This window comes from Streptomyces sp. CNP082, from assembly GCF_059570535.1.
On record NZ_JCANSZ010000008.1, the window covers coordinates 205,211 to 223,248 of the forward strand.

Annotated in this window: 20 protein-coding genes and 1 pseudogene; 13 read left to right on the plus strand and 8 right to left on the minus strand. The window is 74.2% G+C overall.

Translation table 11 applies throughout. From position 1 onward, the window contains the following. Positions 1-29: 29 nt before the first annotated feature. The gene (locus B124_RS10375) at positions 30-1,466 is read right to left on the minus strand and encodes an MFS transporter (protein ID WP_496502432.1); all 1,437 of its coding nucleotides are present in this window, start codon (positions 1,464-1,466) and stop codon (positions 30-32) included. Positions 1,467-1,562: 96 nt separating this feature from the next. Here B124_RS10375 and B124_RS10380 point away from each other — a divergent pair, with 96 nt between their 5' ends. Then, the gene (locus B124_RS10380; protein WP_496502433.1) at positions 1,563-2,177 is read left to right on the plus strand and encodes a MarR family winged helix-turn-helix transcriptional regulator; all 615 of its coding nucleotides are present in this window, start codon (positions 1,563-1,565) and stop codon (positions 2,175-2,177) included. Positions 2,178-2,483: 306 nt separating this feature from the next. On the opposite strand, the gene B124_RS10385 is transcribed toward B124_RS10380, so the two are convergent. After that, positions 2,484-2,723 (minus strand): heavy-metal-associated domain-containing protein, encoded by a 240-nt coding sequence (locus tag B124_RS10385; protein ID WP_496502434.1) that lies wholly within the window; start codon positions 2,721-2,723, stop codon positions 2,484-2,486. Beyond that, positions 2,720-3,190 (minus strand): nuclear transport factor 2 family protein, encoded by a 471-nt coding sequence (locus tag B124_RS10390; protein ID WP_496502435.1) that lies wholly within the window; start codon positions 3,188-3,190, stop codon positions 2,720-2,722. Before B124_RS10390 ends, B124_RS10385 begins: the two co-directional genes overlap by 4 nt. Positions 3,191-3,304: 114 nt before the next feature. Between B124_RS10390 and B124_RS10395 the strand changes: the two genes are divergently transcribed. Then, on the plus strand, positions 3,305-4,027 hold the full coding sequence (locus B124_RS10395; RefSeq protein ID WP_496502436.1) for a TetR/AcrR family transcriptional regulator: 723 nt from the start codon (positions 3,305-3,307) through the stop codon (positions 4,025-4,027). A gap of 247 nt (positions 4,028-4,274) precedes the next feature. Here the strand turns inward: B124_RS10395 and B124_RS10400 are convergent, their stop codons facing one another. After that, positions 4,275-5,282: a lytic polysaccharide monooxygenase auxiliary activity family 9 protein gene (locus B124_RS10400; RefSeq protein ID WP_496502437.1), complete on the minus strand. Its 1,008-nt coding sequence runs from the start codon at positions 5,280-5,282 to the stop codon at positions 4,275-4,277. A 293-nt stretch (positions 5,283-5,575) separates the two neighbouring features. Between B124_RS10400 and B124_RS10405 the strand changes: the two genes are divergently transcribed. Both B124_RS10405 and B124_RS10410 read left to right on the plus strand, forming a co-directional pair. Continuing rightward, positions 5,576-6,307 (plus strand): haloacid dehalogenase type II, encoded by a 732-nt coding sequence (locus B124_RS10405; RefSeq protein WP_496502438.1) that lies wholly within the window; start codon positions 5,576-5,578, stop codon positions 6,305-6,307. Between the two features lie 436 nt (positions 6,308-6,743). Beyond that, entirely contained in the window at positions 6,744-8,594 is a 1,851-nt protein-coding gene (locus tag B124_RS10410) for a hypothetical protein (protein WP_496502439.1), read from the plus strand. A gap of 102 nt (positions 8,595-8,696) precedes the next feature. On the opposite strand, the gene B124_RS10415 is transcribed toward B124_RS10410, so the two are convergent. After that, positions 8,697-9,680: a glycoside hydrolase family 6 protein gene (locus tag B124_RS10415; protein WP_496502440.1), complete on the minus strand. Its 984-nt coding sequence runs from the start codon at positions 9,678-9,680 to the stop codon at positions 8,697-8,699. 197 nt (positions 9,681-9,877) lie between these two features. Here B124_RS10415 and B124_RS10420 point away from each other — a divergent pair, with 197 nt between their 5' ends. From B124_RS10420 to B124_RS10440, 5 genes and pseudogenes are all read left to right on the plus strand, one after another. Continuing rightward, positions 9,878-10,252 (plus strand): DUF6401 family natural product biosynthesis protein, encoded by a 375-nt coding sequence (locus tag B124_RS10420; RefSeq protein ID WP_496502441.1) that lies wholly within the window; start codon positions 9,878-9,880, stop codon positions 10,250-10,252. A gap of 280 nt (positions 10,253-10,532) precedes the next feature. Then, positions 10,533-11,595 (plus strand): annotated as a pseudogene (locus tag B124_RS10425) (Dyp-type peroxidase). Continuing rightward, positions 11,592-12,389, plus strand: coding sequence for a family 1 encapsulin nanocompartment shell protein (locus B124_RS10430; protein ID WP_496502442.1), 798 nt, complete (start codon positions 11,592-11,594; stop codon positions 12,387-12,389). Before B124_RS10425 ends, B124_RS10430 begins: the two are co-directional and overlap by 4 nt. After that, positions 12,386-13,006: a potassium channel family protein gene (locus B124_RS10435; RefSeq protein WP_496502443.1), complete on the plus strand. Its 621-nt coding sequence runs from the start codon at positions 12,386-12,388 to the stop codon at positions 13,004-13,006. Before B124_RS10430 ends, B124_RS10435 begins: the two co-directional genes overlap by 4 nt. A gap of 111 nt (positions 13,007-13,117) precedes the next feature. Beyond that, positions 13,118-13,567 (plus strand): DUF7144 family membrane protein, encoded by a 450-nt coding sequence (locus tag B124_RS10440; RefSeq protein WP_496502444.1) that lies wholly within the window; start codon positions 13,118-13,120, stop codon positions 13,565-13,567. Positions 13,568-13,627: 60 nt separating this feature from the next. Here the strand turns inward: B124_RS10440 and B124_RS10445 are convergent, their stop codons facing one another. Further along, positions 13,628-14,059 carry an SseB family protein gene (locus B124_RS10445; RefSeq protein WP_496502445.1) on the minus strand — a complete coding sequence of 144 codons (432 nt, stop codon included), beginning with the start codon at positions 14,057-14,059 and terminating at the stop codon, positions 13,628-13,630. Positions 14,060-14,225: 166 nt separating this feature from the next. On the opposite strand from B124_RS10445, the gene B124_RS10450 reads away from it, so the two are divergent. Both B124_RS10450 and B124_RS10455 read left to right on the plus strand, forming a co-directional pair. Further along, the gene (locus B124_RS10450) at positions 14,226-14,888 is read left to right on the plus strand and encodes an arsenate reductase/protein-tyrosine-phosphatase family protein (RefSeq protein ID WP_496502446.1); all 663 of its coding nucleotides are present in this window, start codon (positions 14,226-14,228) and stop codon (positions 14,886-14,888) included. Positions 14,889-15,101: 213 nt separating this feature from the next. Beyond that, positions 15,102-15,845: a TNT domain-containing protein gene (locus tag B124_RS10455; protein WP_496502447.1), complete on the plus strand. Its 744-nt coding sequence runs from the start codon at positions 15,102-15,104 to the stop codon at positions 15,843-15,845. Between the two features lie 46 nt (positions 15,846-15,891). Here the strand turns inward: B124_RS10455 and B124_RS10460 are convergent, their stop codons facing one another. Next, entirely contained in the window at positions 15,892-16,452 is a 561-nt protein-coding gene (locus tag B124_RS10460) for a helix-turn-helix domain-containing protein (RefSeq protein WP_496502448.1), read from the minus strand. Positions 16,453-16,527: 75 nt separating this feature from the next. Between B124_RS10460 and B124_RS10465 the strand changes: the two genes are divergently transcribed. Continuing rightward, the gene (locus B124_RS10465; RefSeq protein ID WP_496502449.1) at positions 16,528-17,367 is read left to right on the plus strand and encodes an AzlC family ABC transporter permease; all 840 of its coding nucleotides are present in this window, start codon (positions 16,528-16,530) and stop codon (positions 17,365-17,367) included. Then, a complete protein-coding gene (locus B124_RS10470) occupies positions 17,364-17,684 on the plus strand; it encodes an AzlD domain-containing protein (protein WP_496502450.1) in 321 nt (106 codons plus the stop codon). The genes B124_RS10465 and B124_RS10470 overlap by 4 nt, the downstream gene beginning before the upstream one ends. A gap of 66 nt (positions 17,685-17,750) precedes the next feature. Here B124_RS10470 and B124_RS10475 read toward each other — a convergent pair. Then, positions 17,751-18,038 (minus strand): transposase (locus B124_RS10475; protein WP_496502451.1); only part of this gene is annotated, 288 nt, incomplete at its 5' end.

The window sequence follows — 18,038 nt, forward strand, 5'->3', positions numbered from 1 at the left end:
GAAGAGCGGGCGCCCGGGGCCGTACGCGCCTACGTGCGGGGGTGGCGCAGTCCGTTCACCGCGGCGATGGCCGCCGCCGCGCCCGCCGCGATGCCGGCGATGACGAAGCACAGGACGTACGCGTCCACGGTCGGTACCTCGGTGCCGTCGATGACCTGCGCCGCCAGCACCGCCGCGGTCGCGGCGCTGGCGATGCTGCCGCCGGCGGTACGCACCAGGGAGTTGATGCCGCTGGCGATGCCGCTCTGGTCCATCGGCACGTGCTGGACGGCGAGCGTGCCGAGGGCCGCGTAGGCGATGCCGATGCCGAGGCCCTGGATGCCGCTGAAGATCATGACGTCCAGCGCGGAGTCGTGCATGAGGGCCAGCCAGACATAGGCCACGCCCGCGATGAGCGAGCCGGTGGCCAGGGTCCAGGCGGCGCCGACCCGGGCCTCGATCCGGCCGGAGAGCGCGGAGAAGATGAGCATGGTGAAGGTGCTGGGCAGCATGTACAGGCCGACGTCCAGCACCGAGCCGCTGAGTCCGTAGCCGACCTTGTCGTCGGGGGTCTGGATGAAGTTCGAGATCAGCGTGAAGGCCGCGAACATCGAGAAGCCGAGGAGCAGCGAGGCGAGGTTGGCCGAGAGCGACCTGGGGCCGACCAGGATGTGCAGTTGCACCAGCGGGTCGCGCGTCTTCAGCTCGACGGCCACCCACACCGCGCACAGCACGACGGAGGCGGCGAACAGGCCGATGATGCGGGTGTCGGTCCAGCCCCACGCGTTGCCTTGGCTGATGCCGATCAGCAGGCTGACCAGCCAGCCGCCGAGCAGGACGGCCCCGATCAGGTCGGGCCGGCCGCCGGCGCGGCGGCCGGAGTCGCGGGTCCAGAACACGACGAGCAGCAGGCCGACAGCGCCCATGGCGGCGGCGAACCAGAAGACCGGGTGGTGGGAGTCGGCGTTGTCGGCGATGAGGCCGGCGACGAGCATGCCCACGGCGCCGCCGACCCCGAGGGTGGCGCTGACGACGCCGATGGCGGTGGTGACGCGTTCGCGCGGGTAGGAGTCGCGGATCATCCCGATGGCCAGCGGGATGACGGCGGAGGAGGTGCCCTGGAGCGCGCGGCCGACGATGAAGACGGGGAGCGAGTCGGATATCGCGCAGATCACGGTGCCGATGACGAGCAGCGCCATCGTCACCGAGATCATCTTCTTCTTTCCGTACATGTCGCCGAAGCGGGACAGCAGCGGCGTGGCGACCGCTCCGGCGAGCAGCGTCGCGGTGAAGACCCACGAGACAGCGGTGACGGAGATGTCGAAGGTCTGCATGAGCTGGGGGAGCAGAGGCAGCACCAGCGTCTGCTGCAGCGATACGACGAGCCCGGCGGTGGCCAGCGCGAGCAGCGTCAGGCCGGGTCCGGAGGACTGGCCGGGCCGGTCGGCGAGGCCGTCCTTGGCCACCGTGGCGGTGGTGTCTGTCATCGGAGTGGACTCCTGCGGCGGGAAGTGAGATTACTTGATTTACGCAAGCATGTAACGCTTAGTTGAGTCAAGCAAACGATTGTTAAAGTGATGCCTATGTCTACCCGGCCTCCAGCAGCCACCCACGTTTCACCGGACGTGGCCGAGATCGAGCGCGCCCTCAGCCGCATTGCCTATCTGAGCGGGCGGGCGCGGCAGCACGAGCGGCTGATGGCGCTCGCCGGAGTGCCGCTGGACCGGGCGGCGGTGGCGCTGCTGCGGCAGATCGAGGACTCCGAGCCGCTGCGCCTCGGCGAACTGGCGGACCGGCTGGGGGTGGAGGCGTCGCACGTGACGCGACAGGTGCAGCAGTTGCAGAAGGCGGGCTACGTGTCCCGCGTCCCGGATCCGGACGACCGCCGGGCGCAGCGCATCCAGCTCACCGAGGCGGGGCGCGAGGCGATCGGCCGGATCCGCGAGGTGGCGTGCGTGGGGATGCAGGAGGCGCTGGCGGAGTGGTCGCCGGAGGATCTGCGGCGGCTCGCGGGGTTGTTCCACCGGATGGTCGACGACTTCATCGTGCACTTCGACGAGTGGTCGGCGGGGGCGGAGCGGGGCGCGGGCGGCGGCGGGCCGGCCGGGGACGGCGGGGCCGGCTGGTCCGGCGGGCCGGGTGGGGCCGGTGTGCCGGGCCGGTCCGGCGGCGGCGACCGGTCGGGGTCGGGGGCTTGACGGAGTCCTGGGCCAACGACCACCACATCGGCCGGATGGCCTTCTGGGCGGTCAACCGCGACCGTCCGGACTGGGAGTTCACCCGCATCACCGCCGGCTTCACCGGCTGACCACCCGCACGCCGCATTTGAGCATGCCGGCACCTCCGGACCCCGCGCTCCGGGGGTGCCGCGCGTCCGCGGCGTCCGCGGCGTCCGCGGGGTGTGCGGGGTGTGCGGGGTGTGCGGGGTGTGCGGCGCGGTGGCGCGGGCCGACGGGGATCGGCGGGGCGAAGGCGACGACGGCGTGCGGGTGCGGACGGGCGCGCTAGCTCCGTGGTGCCGCGGGTGGTCCGGCGGGAGGCGGGCCCAACTCGTAGCCGGCTTCCTCCACCGCGGCGTGGACGTGCGCCTCCGGCACCGGGCGGTCGGCCCGTACGACGAGGGTCTCACCCTCGACGTCCACGGATACGTCCGTGACGCCGGGGAGCCGCCGTATCTCCTCGCCCACCGTCTCCGCGCAGTGACCGCAGACCATCCCCAGCACGGTGTGACGCGACTCGATCACGAGCCCTCCCCCTCCCCGCCCGTCCCGTTCCCGTCCGTCCTGTTCCCGCCCGTCCCCGGGTCCTTGAGGGGCCGGGTGAGCTGGTGGGTCCGGCGCATCCGGCCGTCCGGGGCCAGCTCGCCGAAAAGATGGACCTCCGTGGCGGTGCGCCGCCCCCTGCGGTCGGTGGCGCGGACGGTGAAGCGGGCCGCTATCCGCTCCCCGTCCCGCAGCGCCTCGTGTACCTCGAAGTCGAAGTCCGTCACGTTCTTGCGGACCGGGCGGATGTGGGCCGCCAGCCGCTGCCGGTCGATCCGGATCCCGTCCGCCGTCTGCACGGCGTCAGGGGTGTAGTACCGGTCGATGACCGGGCCCGGATCGCCGTCGTCCGCCGTGACCTCCCGCGTGAAGGAGGTGAAGAAGTCGGTGACGAACTGCCGGGCTGTCCGGCTGCCGGTCTCCTCGTCGATCACCTTGTGACCTGGCATGTCGGCCCCCTCCCCGTGGCGGGGCGAGCCCGCACGCAGTACGAAGTGGCACCCGCTGGCGCCATCTCTTACACTCCGTAAAATATAACGCCCGAGCTAATTTTGACAAGGTGTATGAGTTTGCCGTCCAAGGGATCCAGGGAGCCCGCCGAGTCCGCGGGAGACCGCCCCGCCCCGCGGCGCCGCCGCCGCGCCGACGCCGAGCGCAGCCGGTCCGCCATCGTCGACGCCGCCGTCCGGCTGCTCGGCGAGCGGCCGGAGGCCAGCGTCGAGGCCATCGCCGCCGCCGCGGGCGTCACCCGCCAGACCGTCTACGCCCACTACCCCTCGCGCAACGAGGTCCTCACCGCCGTCTTCGACCGCGTCACGGCGGAGACCGACGCCGCGCTCGACTCCGCCCGCCTCGACGAACTCCCCGCCGCCACCGGCCTGCTGCGGCTGCTCGACGTGAGCTGGGAGATCGCCGACCGCTACCCCGCCCTCCGGCACACCGAGCCGCCCGCCGCGGACCGCCGGGAGGCGGACGAGCAGCACCGGCCGATCACCGACCGGCTGGAGCGGATCGCCCGCCGCGGCCAGCAGTCGGGGGAGTTCGACCGCACCGCCGAGCCCCGCTGGCTGGCCGCCGCCACCGTCGCCCTCGGCCACGCGGCGGGGGCGGAGGTCGCCGCCGGCCGGATGACCCCGGCCGCGGCGGCGGAAGCGCTGCGTACGGGGGTGCTGCGCCTGTACGGGGCGAAAGCGCCGGCCAGGGCGGCTGCCCGGGCAAAGGCGCAGGCAGAGGCGCAGGCAAAGGCAGAGGCAGAGGGAGAAGCGCAGGCAGAAGTGGAAGGCTAGCCCCCCGACGCGCGTACGGTACGGCCCGCCCGCCGCCGACGGGCCGGGGGCCGCGCCCGGTTCGTACGCCGTACGCCCTCCCCCGGGAACGCAGGCGCGAGCCCGGGCCCGGCCGAACCCCACGCCGGCCGGGCCCGGTCGAGGGGCCGGGTGCCCCCGTTCCATCCGGCCCCGCGCGGCGCCCGTCAGCGGCGTCCTGCCGCCGCACCGCAGAACCCGGCGCCGGGCTCCGCCCTCTGTGCTTCGGTCAGCTCTGCTGCCTCCCCGGCCCGTTGCGCCGCTGGTTGTACACCAGCGCGCCGCCCGCGAAGATCACCGCGCCCACACCGGCCAGCGCCGCCGGCAGCACGGTCGAGGAGTCGTCCTGTACGGCGGCCAGGTTCGACTCGTCCGCGTTCAGCGTCTCCACGGCCTGCGTCTGCCCGGCGGGCGTGCCGTGGTCGTGCTTGACCGGGTCGGCCTTGGTGTTCTCCTGGCCCGCGCCCAGCGACTTGACCTCGTCCGCCGACATCGCGCCCGGCGTCAGGCCGGTGACCTCGCCGTTGCCGCCGTCGAAGACGACGTCCGAGCAGGAGAAGAAGTTCTCCTGGCTGTCCGAGCGGATCCACTGGATGAACAGCATGTGCTGCCCGCTGCGCTGCGGCAGTTGCAGGTTCCAGTAGTAGTGCCCGCCGTCCGAGCCGGCGCCGCCTTCCTGCGGCGGGTCGGTGACCGTCGTCAGGTGCTCGAGGTCACCCCAGGCCAGCGTCTTGGACGGGCTCCAGCCGCTGTTGGTCATGTAGACCTCGAACTTGCCCGGGTGGTGCGCCCAGTTGCTGTACTCCAGCTTGATGTTCGAGCCGGAGGTGAGGTGTGTGACCGGCCAGTCGGTGCGGGCCGCGTTGTACGGCGAGAAGTTGTACGGGCTGCGGTCGCCGGCGCTGCAGAGCTTGCCGTCCGGCACGTAGCCCTCGGCGCGCCCGCCGGCGTTGGAGTCCAGCACGGCGAACCAGTTGTAGAGCGGCGTCGTGCCGGCGGACTGCACCGCCGCCGCGCACGCGGGGTTCTGCGGCATCTGCGTGGAGCCGTTCGCGATCAGGTCCTTGTAGCACAGGAACGTACGCGAGCCGGGCACCATCGCGACGCCGTGGGCCGACGCGGGCGTCGGCACCGCCAGCGCGGCGGTCGCGATGCCCGCGACCCCGGCGAGAGCGAGCGTGCGCCGGAGGCGGAGCGATCCTCCGGCGCGGACGAGTCGTTGGACAGCCATGGTCATGGTCTCCTTCGGGTTCTCCTGAGCGCTGACGCGAGAGCCCGCGACCTCGGTGCGCTTGGCGGGCCGCCTGAGCCGTCCCAGGGCCCAGGGCCGGCGACCGACCTGGCAGGGGGTCTCACGCTAGTCGTGAACAGGTCAATGGGAGCGCTCCCATCGAAGGTAGCGCGGGATGTCACTGCTGTAAACGGAGCGCGCGCCTGTCCGACGGGTTCTCTTCCTGCGCTACGGGCATGGGCCGGGCGGCGCCGTTGTTGTCGATCTCGACGGCTCCGCCGCGAACCAGGAGGACAGACATGCCCGAGATCCGCGACGCCGACGTCGTCGTCTTCGACGTCCTCGGCACGCTCGTCGACGAACCCGGCGGCCTGCGCGCGGAGATCCGCGCCTGCCTGGGGGTGCCGCCCACACGCGCGCAGCGCGTCGTGGGGGCCCCCGCGGCCGACGACGCGGCGGCCGGCGATCTGCTCGCCCTGTGGCAGGGCCACGTCGAGGCCGAGCAGGCGCGGATGGCCCGGGGGGAGCGCCCGTACGCCGACAGCGAGACCGTCGACCGCGAAGCCGCCGGGCTCGTGGCCGAACGCGCGGGCGTCACCGACCCGGCGGCCGTCGCCCGGCTGGCCACCGCCACCCGGCGGCTGCCCCCGTGGCCCGACTCCGCCGCCGGACTCGACCGCATCGCGCGCCACTTCCCCGTGATGGGGCTCTCCAACGCCTCCGCCCCCGCGCTGCTGCGGCTCGCCGCGCACGGCGGACTGCGCTGGCACCAGGCCCTGTCGGGCGCGGCGGTACGGGCCTACAAGCCGGCGCCGGAGGTCTACCGGCTCGCCGCAGAAGCCGCCGGCTGCCCGCCCGGCCGGGTGCTGATGGTCGCCGCCCACGCCTGGGACCTGCGGGCGGCACAGGAGAACGGCCTGCGGACGGCGTACGTCCCGCGGCCGGTCGGCGATCCGCCGGCGGCGACGGACGAGTTCGACTGGCACTTCGACGGGCTGGACTCTCTGGTGGCGGCGCTGACGGCGGAATAAGCGGAGCAAGCGGAAGAGGGCTGAGCCAGGGGTAGCGGAGAAGGCTGAGCAAGGAGTACGGGGCACGGCGCGCCGTCACGAGGGAACATCCGCAGGTGCAGCCGGCCCCGCCTCCGGCCCCTGCGCCGCCGGCGTCCACGCGCGCGTGCGCGCACTGACGCTGCCGTCCGCCAGCCCCGCCAGCCCCGCCCGCCCCATCCGTCCCATCCGCCCCGCCCGGCGCACTCCGCCCGCCGGGGGGCGCGCGGCGCCGGTTGCGCTCCCGTCCCCTGCGTCTAGGCCGGCATCCGCCTGTTCGGCGGGGCGGCGATGGGCCACGATCTTCCTGGCGGCCCAAGTGCCCGCCGGGGGGCGGGCGTTCTCCGGGACCCCTCCCGGCTCCGGTGCCGAAAGATGGGGGACAGCCGCCGGTGGCTCGCCCGAGAAAGGGATCACCATGGAAGCGTTTCCGCCGATGCCCAGCGAGCCGCCCTACGAGCCCGGGAGGCCCGCCGGTTCCGCCGAGCAGCCCACCGAGCCCGACCTGCTGTCGAACGAGCCCGACTGGCCGGCGTACGAGCCGGCGCCCGTGCCCGTACGGCCCCGGGACCCGTACGCCGTCGGGCTGGCCAACGCCTCGCTGCTGGGCATCGGTTATGCGATGCTCCGCCGGCCCCGGATCGCCTTCGGCGCCGCGGGCGTGTCGGTCCTGCTCGTCATCCTGCTGGCGACGGTCGGACGGAACGTGTGGTTCCAGGCCGTTGTGCTGGCGTGGTGGATCGGCGTGACGGTGCACGGCTGGTATCTCGCCGGAGGCCGGCTGCCCCGCCGCGGAGCCGCCGCGGCGGAGGAATCCTCGCAGGCCACGGAGGCATCGCAGGCCGCGGGGCAGGAGCAGGCCGCAGACCCGTCTCAGGCCGCCGCCCCCGCGCAGGCCGTCGCGGCGCACGCCACGGAGCCCGACGCGGACCCCGCGCCGCCACCGCCACCGCCACCCCCCACGCCCCCCGCCCTCCCCGCGAACGCGCGCCGCGACCGCCTCGTCGCCCTCCTCGTCGCCGCCCCCGTCATCCTGGCCTGCACCGCCCTGCGCCTCGACGCCTCCCGGATCGAGAGCAACGCCGCCGACGCCCACCGCGCCGGCGAGTGCGAGCAGGCCGTCTCCGACCTCGACGGCCTCTGGTTCGGCCACCGCCTCGCCGACGCCCCGCTGACGGCCCGCGCCGAGGACAGCACCGAGGCGTGCGAGCTGCTGCTGAAGGCCGAGCGCCAGGCGCGCGACGACCGCGAACGCGGCGCCCGCACGCTCAAGGCGTACGCCGAACACGACGCCGCGCTCTGGGAGGGCGCCGGCAGCCGCCGGGCCGACCTGCTCCTCGCCCAGGCCGAGGAGGAGCTGGACAACGGACTGACCGGCAACCCCGTCGCCCTGAGAGCGGGTTTCGGCCACCTCGCCACCGTCCTCGGCGAGTACCGGGGCGGCGACGGCAGCGAGGACCGCAGCGGAGACGTGAACGACGCGCTCGACGGGTTCCTCGGCGCGCTGCCCACCGACGACGCCTGCGCGACCACGGAGGTCACCGACTGGCTCGGCAGGTTCGAGCCGGGGGACGAGGCGCTGGCGCGCGCCGCCGACGTCGTCCCCGAGGTCGAGCCCGGCGCGATCGTCGGCTGCGGCGACGAGCTGATGGCCGACGACACCTGGAAGGAGGCCCGCACCCAGTACGAGCAACTCCTCGACGAGTACCCCGACCACGAGCTGGCCGGCACCGCCGAGGACGGCGTCGAGCGCGCGGAGCTGGCCATCCAGCTCGACAACGTACGCGGGCTGCTGAAGACGCCGTACGGCGGCAAGCCCGAGTACTGCGACAACCCCGCCCCGTACCGCGGCGCCAAGCCCTACCGCGGCGACGGCCCGCGCCGCGCGCTGCTCTACGGGCAGAGCGCACACCGCGGCAAGCTCCCGTCCTCCTGGAAGGCGAAGGACGTGAAGGACGCGGTGGCGATCATCTGCGCGGGCAAGTCGAAGCACGGCGCCACGGTCGCGAACTGCCCGTACGAGTCCGAGCTGGCCATCGGCGGGGTCCAGAACGTGGCGTTCAAGAACCGGGAGGTCCCGGTCCGGGTCTACGAGCTGCGCACCGGCAAGCTGGTGAAGAAGACCACCGTCGAGATCGGCGGCTCCAGTTGCCCGGCCACCCTGGAGTACACGTACTACGGCGTCGATCCCGGCCCGCCGTCCGAGGTCTACGTCAAGTCCTCGGAGTCCGACGTGCGCGCGGGCTACGAGCCGCTGATATACCCCTGACGGCCACCCCTGAGAGCGGGGCCGGTCCGGACCGGTGGCGGCCGGCCAGGACCGGCCCCGCTGAACGCGCCGGCGGCGCGCAGGGTGTGGCCGGGGAAGAACTCAGTTGGTCGCCAGCGCGTACGCCAGGTCCGGGACGAACTGCCCCGCCGCCGCCGCGCACCCGTCCGCCTCACCCGGGGGCTTGACCCACAGGAAGGCGTCCACGGCGTCGTCCCCTGACGTCACCGTCGGGTTCTCGCCCAGCGCGCGGCCGGAGGGGTCGCACCACTCGCCGTTGGAGCCGTTGCCGTTGCGGCTGGTGTCCACGACCAGCTTCAGCTCGGGGTCGCCGACGGCGGACAGGATCTGCTTGCCGTAGGCGAGTTCGTCGGCCGTGGTGTTGAAGTTGGAGACGTTGGTGAACACGCCGTCGGCCTCCGCGACCCCGGAGGCCGACAGCCGGGCGGCCTGGTCGGCGGGGGAGTGCCAGCCGGAGTGGCCGCCGTCGAGGTAGACGTGGGCCTGCGGGTCGGCGGACTTCAGGGTGGTGACGGCCTGCCGCAGGGCCGCGTGCCGGTCGTCGCGGCCGGTCTGGTCGAGGCAGTCCTCCAGGGCGAGCGCGTCGGTCTCCAGGATGATCACGACCGGGTGGTCGCCGAGGCCGGCGGCGATGAGCTCGATCCAGTTCTGGTACGAGGGCAGGTCGGGGGCGCCGCCGGAACTGGCGCCGCCGCAGTCGCGGTCGGGGATGCCGTAGACCGAGAGCACGGGCAGTGCGTCGCCGGCCGCGGACATGTAGTCGGCGACCTCCTGCTGCACGGTGCCGGGGTTGTACTGGGAGAGCCAGCGGGCCTGCGGCTGGGAGGCTATCCGGTCGGCGATGACCGGCTGCCGCGAGTCGCCGGGGTTGGCCGCGGTCCACCGCTGGACCTGGGAGTCGGGGTCGAGGAACAGCGGGCCCTGGAGGTCCGCGGCGGACTCGTGCCCGGCGGCGTCGGGCACGGCCGCCGGGGCGGCGGTGGCCAGCCCCGCGAGGGCGAGGCCGGCGCCGAGGACGCCGGCCAGGGTCGTGCGGTGCAATCGGCGCAGGATGCGTGCGCGCATGGTGGTCCGTCCTTGTCGTGTCTGCCGGAGACGGGTGGGTCTCCGGGTGGGAGGTGTGCGCTATGGGAGCGCTCCCATGCGCTGCGGGAGCATAGTGGCGGACCGCCGGGTTGGAAACACCGTCCGCGTACCGGGCCGGTACGCGTGGGACGTACCTCACGGACGGAGGTCCGCCGGATCCGGGTTAGAGTCGTGCGGTGAACGTGGGAGGACCCGAGGAGGAGGCCGTCGGCTGCCCGCTGACCGCCGTCGCCGCCAGGTACCTGCCCCGGCTGTCGGAGTTCGCTTTCGAGCCGGGGCTCGTCGCGGCCGTCGACCAGCACGCGGCTGCCGTGCGCGACGCGTTGGTGCCCCGGCAGCGCCGCCCCTGGCACGAGCTGCTGCCGCAGCGGATCGAGCGCGTCTGCGCCCCGCAGCGGATGCGGCGCGAGGACCTGACGGACTACGTGGTCGGCTTCACCGACGTGCTGGCCGAGAGCGACTGGCGCGAGCCGGTCGGGTACGACTTCGCGGTGCTGCGGCTGACGGCGGTCTGCTGGCTGATCCGCGAGCACGACCTGCTGTCCGGCTGAGCCGGGCGCGGCGGGCCGCCGCCGGCCGGTCCCGTACGCGCGGCGCCCCGGCCCCGGTTCCGTACGCTACGGACCACGCCCCCGCCGTACGCGCTGCCCCCCCCGTCCGCCGCCGTACGCGCTGCCCCCCCGTCCGCCGCCGTACGCGAACCCCCATGCAACAGCCCGCCGCCGGTCGGGTGACATCTCGTGTGACGTGCGGAAATTCCCTCGCGGCACGGGCGGGTGAACGCGGGCCGCCGCCGGATTGCGCCGTCGGTTGCGTCCCGTATCGTCACGAATGCCCCCGCGACCAGGAGGGACCGTGCCAGAACCCCAGCCCGTGCTGGCCCCGCCCGCGACCGCGGCCGTGTTCCTCGTCGTCACCGTCGCGCCCGGCGGCGAGGAGACGGTCCGCGACGTGCTCGAAGACCTCCCCGCCCGCCAGCGCGCCGTGGGCTTCGGCGCCCCCGACGACCTGCTGACGTGCGTCGCCGGCATCGGCTCCGCCGCCTGGGGCCGGCTCTTCCAGGGGCCGCGCCCGGCCGGGCTGCACCCGTTCCGCGAGCTGGCCGGCCCGCGCCACCGCGCCGTCGCCACCCCCGGCGACGTGCTCTTCCACATCCGCTCCCGGCGCATGGACCTCTGCTTCGAGCTGGCCAGGAGGCTGCGTGCGCGGCTCGGCCCGGCCGTCGCGGTCGCCGACGAGGTGCACGGCTTCAAGTACTACGACATGCGCGACCTGCTCGGCTTCGTGGACGGCACCGAGAACCCGGTCGGACAGGCCCGCGGGCGCCGCGGTGTTCACAGGCGCGGAGGATCCGCGGTTCGCCGGCGGCAGCTACGTGATGGTGCAGAAGTACGTGCACGACCTCGACGCCTGGGAGGCGCTGAGCACCGAGGAGCAGGAGCGGGTCATCGGGCGCACCAAGCTGGGCAACACCGAGCTGCCGGAGGGGGAGCAGCCCGAGGACTCGCACGTCGCCCTCAACACCGTCACGGGACCGGACGGCGAGGAGCGCGAGGTCGTACGGGACAACATGCCGTTCGGCTCCGTCGGCGACGGCGAGTTCGGCACGTACTTCATCGGCTACGCGCGCGCGCCCGCGGTGCTGGAGGAGATGCTGGAGAACATGTTCCTCGGCCGCCCGCCCGGGACGTACGACCGGATCCTGGACTTCTCCACGGCCGTGACCGGCTGCCTGTTCTTCGCCCCCGCGGCCGGCTTCCTCGACGACCTCCCCGACCGGCCCGCCGCCCTCGGCGCGGCGGCCACCGGCGCGCCGGACCCCGTACCCGACCTTCCGGCCGCCGGCGACGGCTCGCTGGGGATCGGCGGTCTCAAAGGAGCACCCGCACGATGAACAACCTGCACCGTGAACTCGCTCCGGTCAGCCAGGCGGCCTGGGCGGAGATCGAGGAAGAGGCCCGCCGCACCTTCCGCCGCCACGTCGCCGGCCGCCGCGTCGTCGACGTCACGGGACCCGAGGGGCCCGAGCTGGCGGCCGTGGGCACCGGGCACCTGGAGGAGATCGCCCCGCCCGCGCCCGGCGCGACCGCGCGGCTGCGCGCGGCACAGCGGCTGATCGAGCTGCGGGTGCCGTTCACCGTCAGCCGCGAAGACGTGGACGACGTGGAGCGCGGCTCCCGGGACTCCGACTGGCAGCCGGTCAAGGAAGCCGCCCGCACCGCCGCGTTCGCCGAGGACCGGATGATCGCCGACGGGTACGCCGCCGCCGGTGTCCAGGGCCTGCGGACGCGGACCTCGCTGCCCGAGCTGAGCCTGCCGGCGGAGGTCCGCGACTACCCCGACACCGTCAGCCAGGCGCTGTCCGCGCTGCGGCTGGCCGGCGTGGACGGCCCGTACTCGCTGCTCCTGGGGGCGGACGCGTACACGGCGGTGAGCGAGACCGCCGACCACGGCTACCCGGTCGCCCAGCACATCTCCCGGCTGCTGGACGGCGAGCTGATCTGGGCGCCGGCGGTGAGCGGCGGCCTCGCGCTGTCCACCCGCGGCGGCGACTTCGAACTGCGCCTCGGCGAGGACCTGGCCATCGGGTACACGGCGCACGACGCGAAGACCGTGCAGCTCTACCTGCACGAGACGCTGACCTTCCTGACGTACACCGACGAGGCGATCGTCGTCCTGCGGGCATGAAAGTCCCACGCGACGAAGACGAGGACGACGACATCGTCCGGGATGGCGACCCGGACGGTGACCGGGGCGGTGGCACAGACGGGGGCGCCCACCGGGATCCGCTGCTGGCCTGGCTGCGCGACGCCGCACCGGTGGCGCTCATGCTCGCCGCGTACTTCCTGCTGCCCCTGCACCTGGTGGGCACGCAGCGACCCGAGCTGGGCTGGACGCTCTTCGTGCTGGCGCTCGGGGCGGTCACCGTGCTGCTGGTCCGCGAGATCCGGGCGGTGCTCAGAGAGGTGCCGCACGCCCGTCCCGGGTTCACCATCCCGCTGCTGATGATCGCCTCGATCCTCGTCTTCGCCGCCGCGTACAACGGGATCGCCCGGCAGTCGTCGGAGTTCCACGGGCTGCGGACCCGGGTCGACGCCCTCTACTTCACGGTCGCCACCGTGGCGACCGTCGGTTACGGCGACATCACCGCGCGCGGGCAGACGGCCCGGATCCTGGTGATGGGGCAGATCACGTACAGCTTCGTCTTCCTCACCGCCGCGGCGACGGCGCTGAGCCGCCGGGTGCGCCGGGCGCTCGGCGAGGGGCGCGGCGGTACCCGGGATGAGGGCAGGCGGCGGGGCTGAGCCCCCGGGGCTTCACCCGTACGGCCTACACGGGATCGTCCGCCCGGCACCCCGGCGCGATGCTGAAAGTACCGGCCACCCCCACGGTGGCCCTCGGTAAGGAGTGTTCCCATGACCACCCCCACCGCCTCTTCGCGTGGCACCGCGCCGACAACCCCCCACCGCCCCTCCAGCAGCGGCGGCAGCCCGTGGGCGACGGGGGGCGCGGTGTTCGCCGGGGTGCTGATGCTCGTGTACGGCGTCCTCGCCGTGCTGCAGGGCGTCGCGGGCATCACCCACGACGACGTGTACGCCCGGCAGGGCGGCTACGTCTACGAGTTCAACCTGACAGGCTGGGGCTGGATCCACCTGATCCTCGGTGTCGTCGTCGCCCTGGCGGGCCTGGGCATCCTCCGGGGCAACCAATGGGCCCGGATCGTGGGCGTCGCGCTGGCCGGCCTGGCGGTGATCGCCAACTTCGTGTGGCTGCCGTTCCAGCCGGTGTGGGCGATCGTGAACATCGCCATCGGCGTCTTCGTCATCTGGTCGCTGTGCACGGACCGGTCCCGGTCGCTCGCCTGAACCGCCGGGCCCCGTCGTCCCGCCCCGCCCCGCCAGGCGCGGCGGGGCGCGGGTCCCGCCTCAGCCGCCGGGGCGGCCGAGGAGGGTGCGTACCCCCGCGGCACTCAGCGTCAGCGCGCCCGGGCTGCCGGTGTCGATGGTCAGGGACACCTCGTCCGACGGCCAGGCGTTGGCCAGCAGAACCAGCGGCAGCTTGCGGTACTTGTCGACGGAGGGCAGCGCGTGCCCCATCCGCGACTCGGAGGTGAAGACGGGCACTAGCAGGTCGCCGTTCGGCTGCTCCATCACCGGCAGCATCATGCTCTCCTCGGCACCGGCCTGCTCCGGCTCCGCGCTCTCCTCCGGCGCGTCCGGTCTCTCGTCCGGCACGGGTACGAGCACCTCGCTGTGGGCCAGCGCGTGCAGCGCCGCCGGGTCCTTGGCGTCGGTCGCCAGTGCCTCCAGCGCCCGCTGAGTGGTCAAGGGGTCGTTCCCCTGCGGTGCCTCGGTCATGGTCCTTCGCTTCCTCCGGTGTGCCGCGGCGCGCGGATCCTTTCCGGCCCGCCCGCGGCATTGCCTACCCCGTACAGCGTCGAACGTGCCCCCTCTGTCACTTCCGGGGACGGGTGACGGAGCCGTTCCGGGTGTGCGCGCGGCCGGGAAGGCCCATAATTCCGCGATGAGCGACCCCGGGGGCTTTGCACCTATCGATCCCAGAGCCGGGCACCGGCTTGCGCTGCACACCGCCGCCAAGAGGTTACGGGCGGAGTTCCGTGAGGTGTTCGGCGAGGAGACCATCGAGCGGTTTCTGTGCGGCGCGTACGAGGACATGGCGGTACGCGGCGCCGTACCGCGGGACCTACCGAGGCTGACCGAGGCTTACGCGCGCCGCCGGCTGCACGCGCTGGCCCGGTCGGAGGGGGTGAGCGGCGACGGGCGGCCGGTCGTGCTCTTCCTGTGCGGGCACAACGCCGGGCGCAGCCTGATGGCGATGGGCCTCATGGCGCGGCTGGCGGGGAACCGCGCGGTGGCCTGGTCGGCGGGCTCCGCGCCGGGCGCGGAGGCCAACGCTGCGGCGGTGGCCGCGCTGGGGGAGCGGGGGATCGACGCGTCCGGCGAGTACCCCACGGCGTGGACCGACGAGGTGGTCCGGGCGGCCGACGTGATCGTCACGATGGGCTGCGGGGACGCCTGCCCGGTGCTGGCCGGGAAGCGCTACGTGGACTGGCCGCTGGCCGACCCCCACGGGTGGGCGACGGCGGAGGTGCGGCCGTTACGGGACGAGATCGAGAAGCGGGTACGCACACTCCTCGCGGAGCTGGGAATCCCGCCCCGCGGCTGACGACGGCTGACGGTGGCGGGGGGCGGCTGACGACGGCTGACGGTGGCGGGGGGCGGCTGACGGCGGCGGGGGTGGCGCCGGGCCCGTACGCCCGCGGCGCACTCCGCTTCACCCGATGGAGGGCCGGTGGCGGGCGTGTTGGTCTGCGGGGCCGCTGCCCGCCCTGCGGATCATGGTGGGGCCGCCGTCCGCCGAGCGTGAAGGACCCCCACCGTGACGCGAACCCGCACTGTACGCACGGCACTTGCCGTCCTCGTCGCCGCCGCCGGCCTCGCCGGTGGCGTCCCCGCCGCGGCGGTCTCCGCCGCACACCCCGACTCCGTGGCCCACCCCGCGGCCGTCCGCGGCGCCCCCGCGGCGCCCCCGGCCGGCACCGCTGCCACGGGCGCCGCTCTGCGGGCCGAGCCGGTCTGCACCGGCGAGCGCTACGGTGACGCGCGGCTGGGGCCCGAGCACCTGCCGGGGCGGTGGGAGCCGCGGGTCGGCCCGCTGCTGCAGGGCTGGCGGCCCACCGGTTCGCTCACGCCCGCCGCGTTCCTGGAGAAGTACTGGACGGGCCCGGCCGAAGGTGGAACCTGGAAGTACCCGCCGAACGACGGCTTCGCCGAGGTCAACGGCGCCGTCGACCGGGAGGCGACCCGGCTGGAGGCCGGGCAGTTGCTCGACCGCTTCGGCTCGGAGTACGGCGGCTACCTCGCCCCCGCCGGCGACCGCTACGCCGAGCGCGCGCTGCCCCCGCAGAACCTCAACACCCGCGACCCCGACGCTCCGTGCGACTACCGCGTCTACCAGGTGACCAAGCCGTTCTGGGTCTGGCAGGGGGCGGTCGCGCCGTGGTTCGAGCAGCCCGGCGGGGGCGAGCAGATCAAGCTGGACCCGGTGTTCCTCGACCCGGGCGAGGGGCAGCGGCTGAACGTCAACTGGCTGCTGGAGCACGGCTACCTGGCTGCCGCGTAACGCCTGCCCCCTGCCTATGCCCGACCGGTGCGGGCTTCGGGCGCCGTCAGTCGTGCTCGGAGACGAGGACGGCGACCGTGTCCGGCGCGAGGGCCTCGAAGACGTGCGGAACGTCGGCGGGGTAGGAGGCGTAGTCGCCCGGTTCGAGGTCGGCCGGCTCCTCCGCCACGCCCACGCGGGCGCGTCCGCTGCTGAGGATGACGTGCTCGACGACGCCCGGGGAGTGCGGGTCGGAGCGGCGGGGGGTGCCGGGCTGGACGGTGATGAGGTAGATGTCACGGCGCGCGTGGGCGGGGGAGGAGGCGAGCAGCGTCGCGGCGTAGTCGGCGTGCTCGGAGGGCACGGACGGGCCCTCGCCGCGGCGGATGACCTGCATGCGGGGGCGGGGCGGCTCGACGAGCCGGGCGAAGGGCACGTCGAGCGCGACGCTGAGCGCCCACAGCGTCTCCACGCTGGGGTTGCCGGTGCCGGACTCCAGTTGGGACAGCGTCGACTTGGCGATGCCCGCGCGGCGGGCCAGCTCCGTCAGCGTCAGCCCCGTACGGCGGCGCTCGCGCTGGAGCGACGCGGCGATGGCGTCGAGGGGGGCTCCGCCGCTCGGGGCCATGGGCGCGCTCCGTTCGTTCTGTCGGTCTCTTATTCGACTTGACGAACAGAGTACCGGATGTTCACCATGGCAGCCATGCGTTCGATATGGCGAACCCTGCGCGGCGACCTCGCCCGCGATATCGCGCTCGTCTGTGCCGCCGACACCCTGGTCGGCGTCTCGTTCGGGGCCATCGCGGTCGGCGAGGGGCTGCCGCTGTGGCTGCCGGTGCTGCTGTCTGTGGTGGTCTTCGCGGGGGCGGCGCAGTTCATGTTCGTCGGCATCGTCGCCTCCGGCGGCACCGCGCTGGCGGCCGTGGCGGCGGGGCTGCTGGTGAACGCGCGGCATGTGCCGTTCGGCTTCACGGTCGGCGACGCGCTGGGCGGCGGGCGGCTGCGGCGGTTCGCCGGCAGCCACCTGATGATCGACGAGACCGTGGCGTTCGCGCTGGCCCAGCGCGACCCGGTGCGGCGGCGGGCGGCGTACTGGGCGTGCGGCATCGGGCTGTTCGTCTGCTGGAACGCGGGGGTCGTGCTGGGCGCCCTGGGCGGTACGGCGGTGAGCGACACGGACGCCTTCGGGCTGGACGCGGCGTTCCCCGCGGTGCTGCTGGCGCTGGTGCTGCCGTCGCTGCGGGAGGCGGGGACGCGGCGGGCGGCGCTGGCGGGGGTGGGCGTCGCGCTGGCGGCGGCGCCGTTCCTGCCGGCGGGGGTGCCGGTGCTGCTGGCGCTGGCGGGGCTGGCGGTGGCGGGCACCGGCGGGGGCGAGGGGGCGCTGGAGCCCGGGGGCGGAGCGCCGGTGGCGGAGGGCGGTCCGGCGGCCGGCGGTGCGGCGGCTGGCGGTGCGGCGGCTGGCGGTGCGGCCGGAGGCGGCGAGTCCGGTTGCGGTGATGACGAGCCCGGGGCCGGTGCGTACGACGAGGAGCGGGTGCGATGACCACGACGACCCTGGTGCTCGCCGTCTTCGTACTGGGCGCCGGCACGTTCGCCTTTCGCTTCGCGGGTCCCGCGCTGCGCTCCCGCGTCCGGCTGGAGCCGCGCGTGGAGCGGCTGATGACGGTCGCGGCCATCGTGCTGCTCACCGCCCTGGTCGGCACGCAGGCGCTGCTGGACGACGGAGGCTTCGCGGGGGTCGCGCGGCCGGCGGGCGTCGGGGTCGGCGGGGTGCTGGCGTGGCGCCGGGCGCCGTTCGTGGTCGTGGTGGTCGCCGCGGCGGCCACGGCGGCGCTGCTGCGGCTGTGCGGCGTGGACTGAAGCCTGCCGGGGCGGGCGCAGGTCCGGTCGGGGTGTCCGGCCGCCGGGGCGATGCTCTTATGGATGTCAAGCGGCGGTGGTGAGCTGTTCGGCAGTGGTGGTGGTGTTGGCCGGGGTGGTCAGGACTTGGTAGATCTCGCGGGCGATGTACCGCTTGAGGCAGCGGATGATCTCCTTCTTGGACAGGCCGTCCTTGGTGCGCCGCTGCGTGTACTCCTTGGTTCGCTGGTCCCAGCGCAGGCGGCAGAGCACGATGCGGTAGAGCGCGGAGTTGGCCTGCCGGTCGCCGCCGCGGTTGAGGCGGTGGCGGTGGGTGCGGCCTGAGGAGGCCGGCAGCGGGGCCGCGCCGCAGAG

Excerpts from the sequence above, each read along its gene's own strand:
- B124_RS10375 (WP_496502432.1), bottom strand. The coding sequence starts at position 1,466 with ATGACAGACACCACCGCCACGGTGGCCAAGGACGGCCTCGCCGACCGG.
- B124_RS10380 (WP_496502433.1), top strand. The coding sequence starts at position 1,563 with ATGTCTACCCGGCCTCCAGCAGCCACCCACGTTTCACCGGACGTGGCC.
- B124_RS10390 (WP_496502435.1), bottom strand. The coding sequence starts at position 3,190 with ATGCCAGGTCACAAGGTGATCGACGAGGAGACCGGCAGCCGGACAGCC.
- B124_RS10395 (WP_496502436.1), top strand. The coding sequence starts at position 3,305 with ATGAGTTTGCCGTCCAAGGGATCCAGGGAGCCCGCCGAGTCCGCGGGA.
- B124_RS10400 (WP_496502437.1), bottom strand. The coding sequence starts at position 5,282 with ATGACCATGGCTGTCCAACGACTCGTCCGCGCCGGAGGATCGCTCCGC.
- B124_RS10405 (WP_496502438.1), top strand. The coding sequence starts at position 5,576 with ATGCCCGAGATCCGCGACGCCGACGTCGTCGTCTTCGACGTCCTCGGC.
- B124_RS10410 (WP_496502439.1), top strand. The coding sequence starts at position 6,744 with ATGGAAGCGTTTCCGCCGATGCCCAGCGAGCCGCCCTACGAGCCCGGG.
- B124_RS10415 (WP_496502440.1), bottom strand. The coding sequence starts at position 9,680 with ATGCGCGCACGCATCCTGCGCCGATTGCACCGCACGACCCTGGCCGGC.
- B124_RS10430 (WP_496502442.1), top strand. The coding sequence starts at position 11,592 with ATGAACAACCTGCACCGTGAACTCGCTCCGGTCAGCCAGGCGGCCTGG.
- B124_RS10435 (WP_496502443.1), top strand. The coding sequence starts at position 12,386 with ATGAAAGTCCCACGCGACGAAGACGAGGACGACGACATCGTCCGGGAT.
- B124_RS10440 (WP_496502444.1), top strand. The coding sequence starts at position 13,118 with ATGACCACCCCCACCGCCTCTTCGCGTGGCACCGCGCCGACAACCCCC.
- B124_RS10445 (WP_496502445.1), bottom strand. The coding sequence starts at position 14,059 with ATGACCGAGGCACCGCAGGGGAACGACCCCTTGACCACTCAGCGGGCG.
- B124_RS10450 (WP_496502446.1), top strand. The coding sequence starts at position 14,226 with ATGAGCGACCCCGGGGGCTTTGCACCTATCGATCCCAGAGCCGGGCAC.
- B124_RS10460 (WP_496502448.1), bottom strand. The coding sequence starts at position 16,452 with ATGGCCCCGAGCGGCGGAGCCCCCCTCGACGCCATCGCCGCGTCGCTC.
- B124_RS10465 (WP_496502449.1), top strand. The coding sequence starts at position 16,528 with ATGCGTTCGATATGGCGAACCCTGCGCGGCGACCTCGCCCGCGATATC.
- B124_RS10470 (WP_496502450.1), top strand. The coding sequence starts at position 17,364 with ATGACCACGACGACCCTGGTGCTCGCCGTCTTCGTACTGGGCGCCGGC.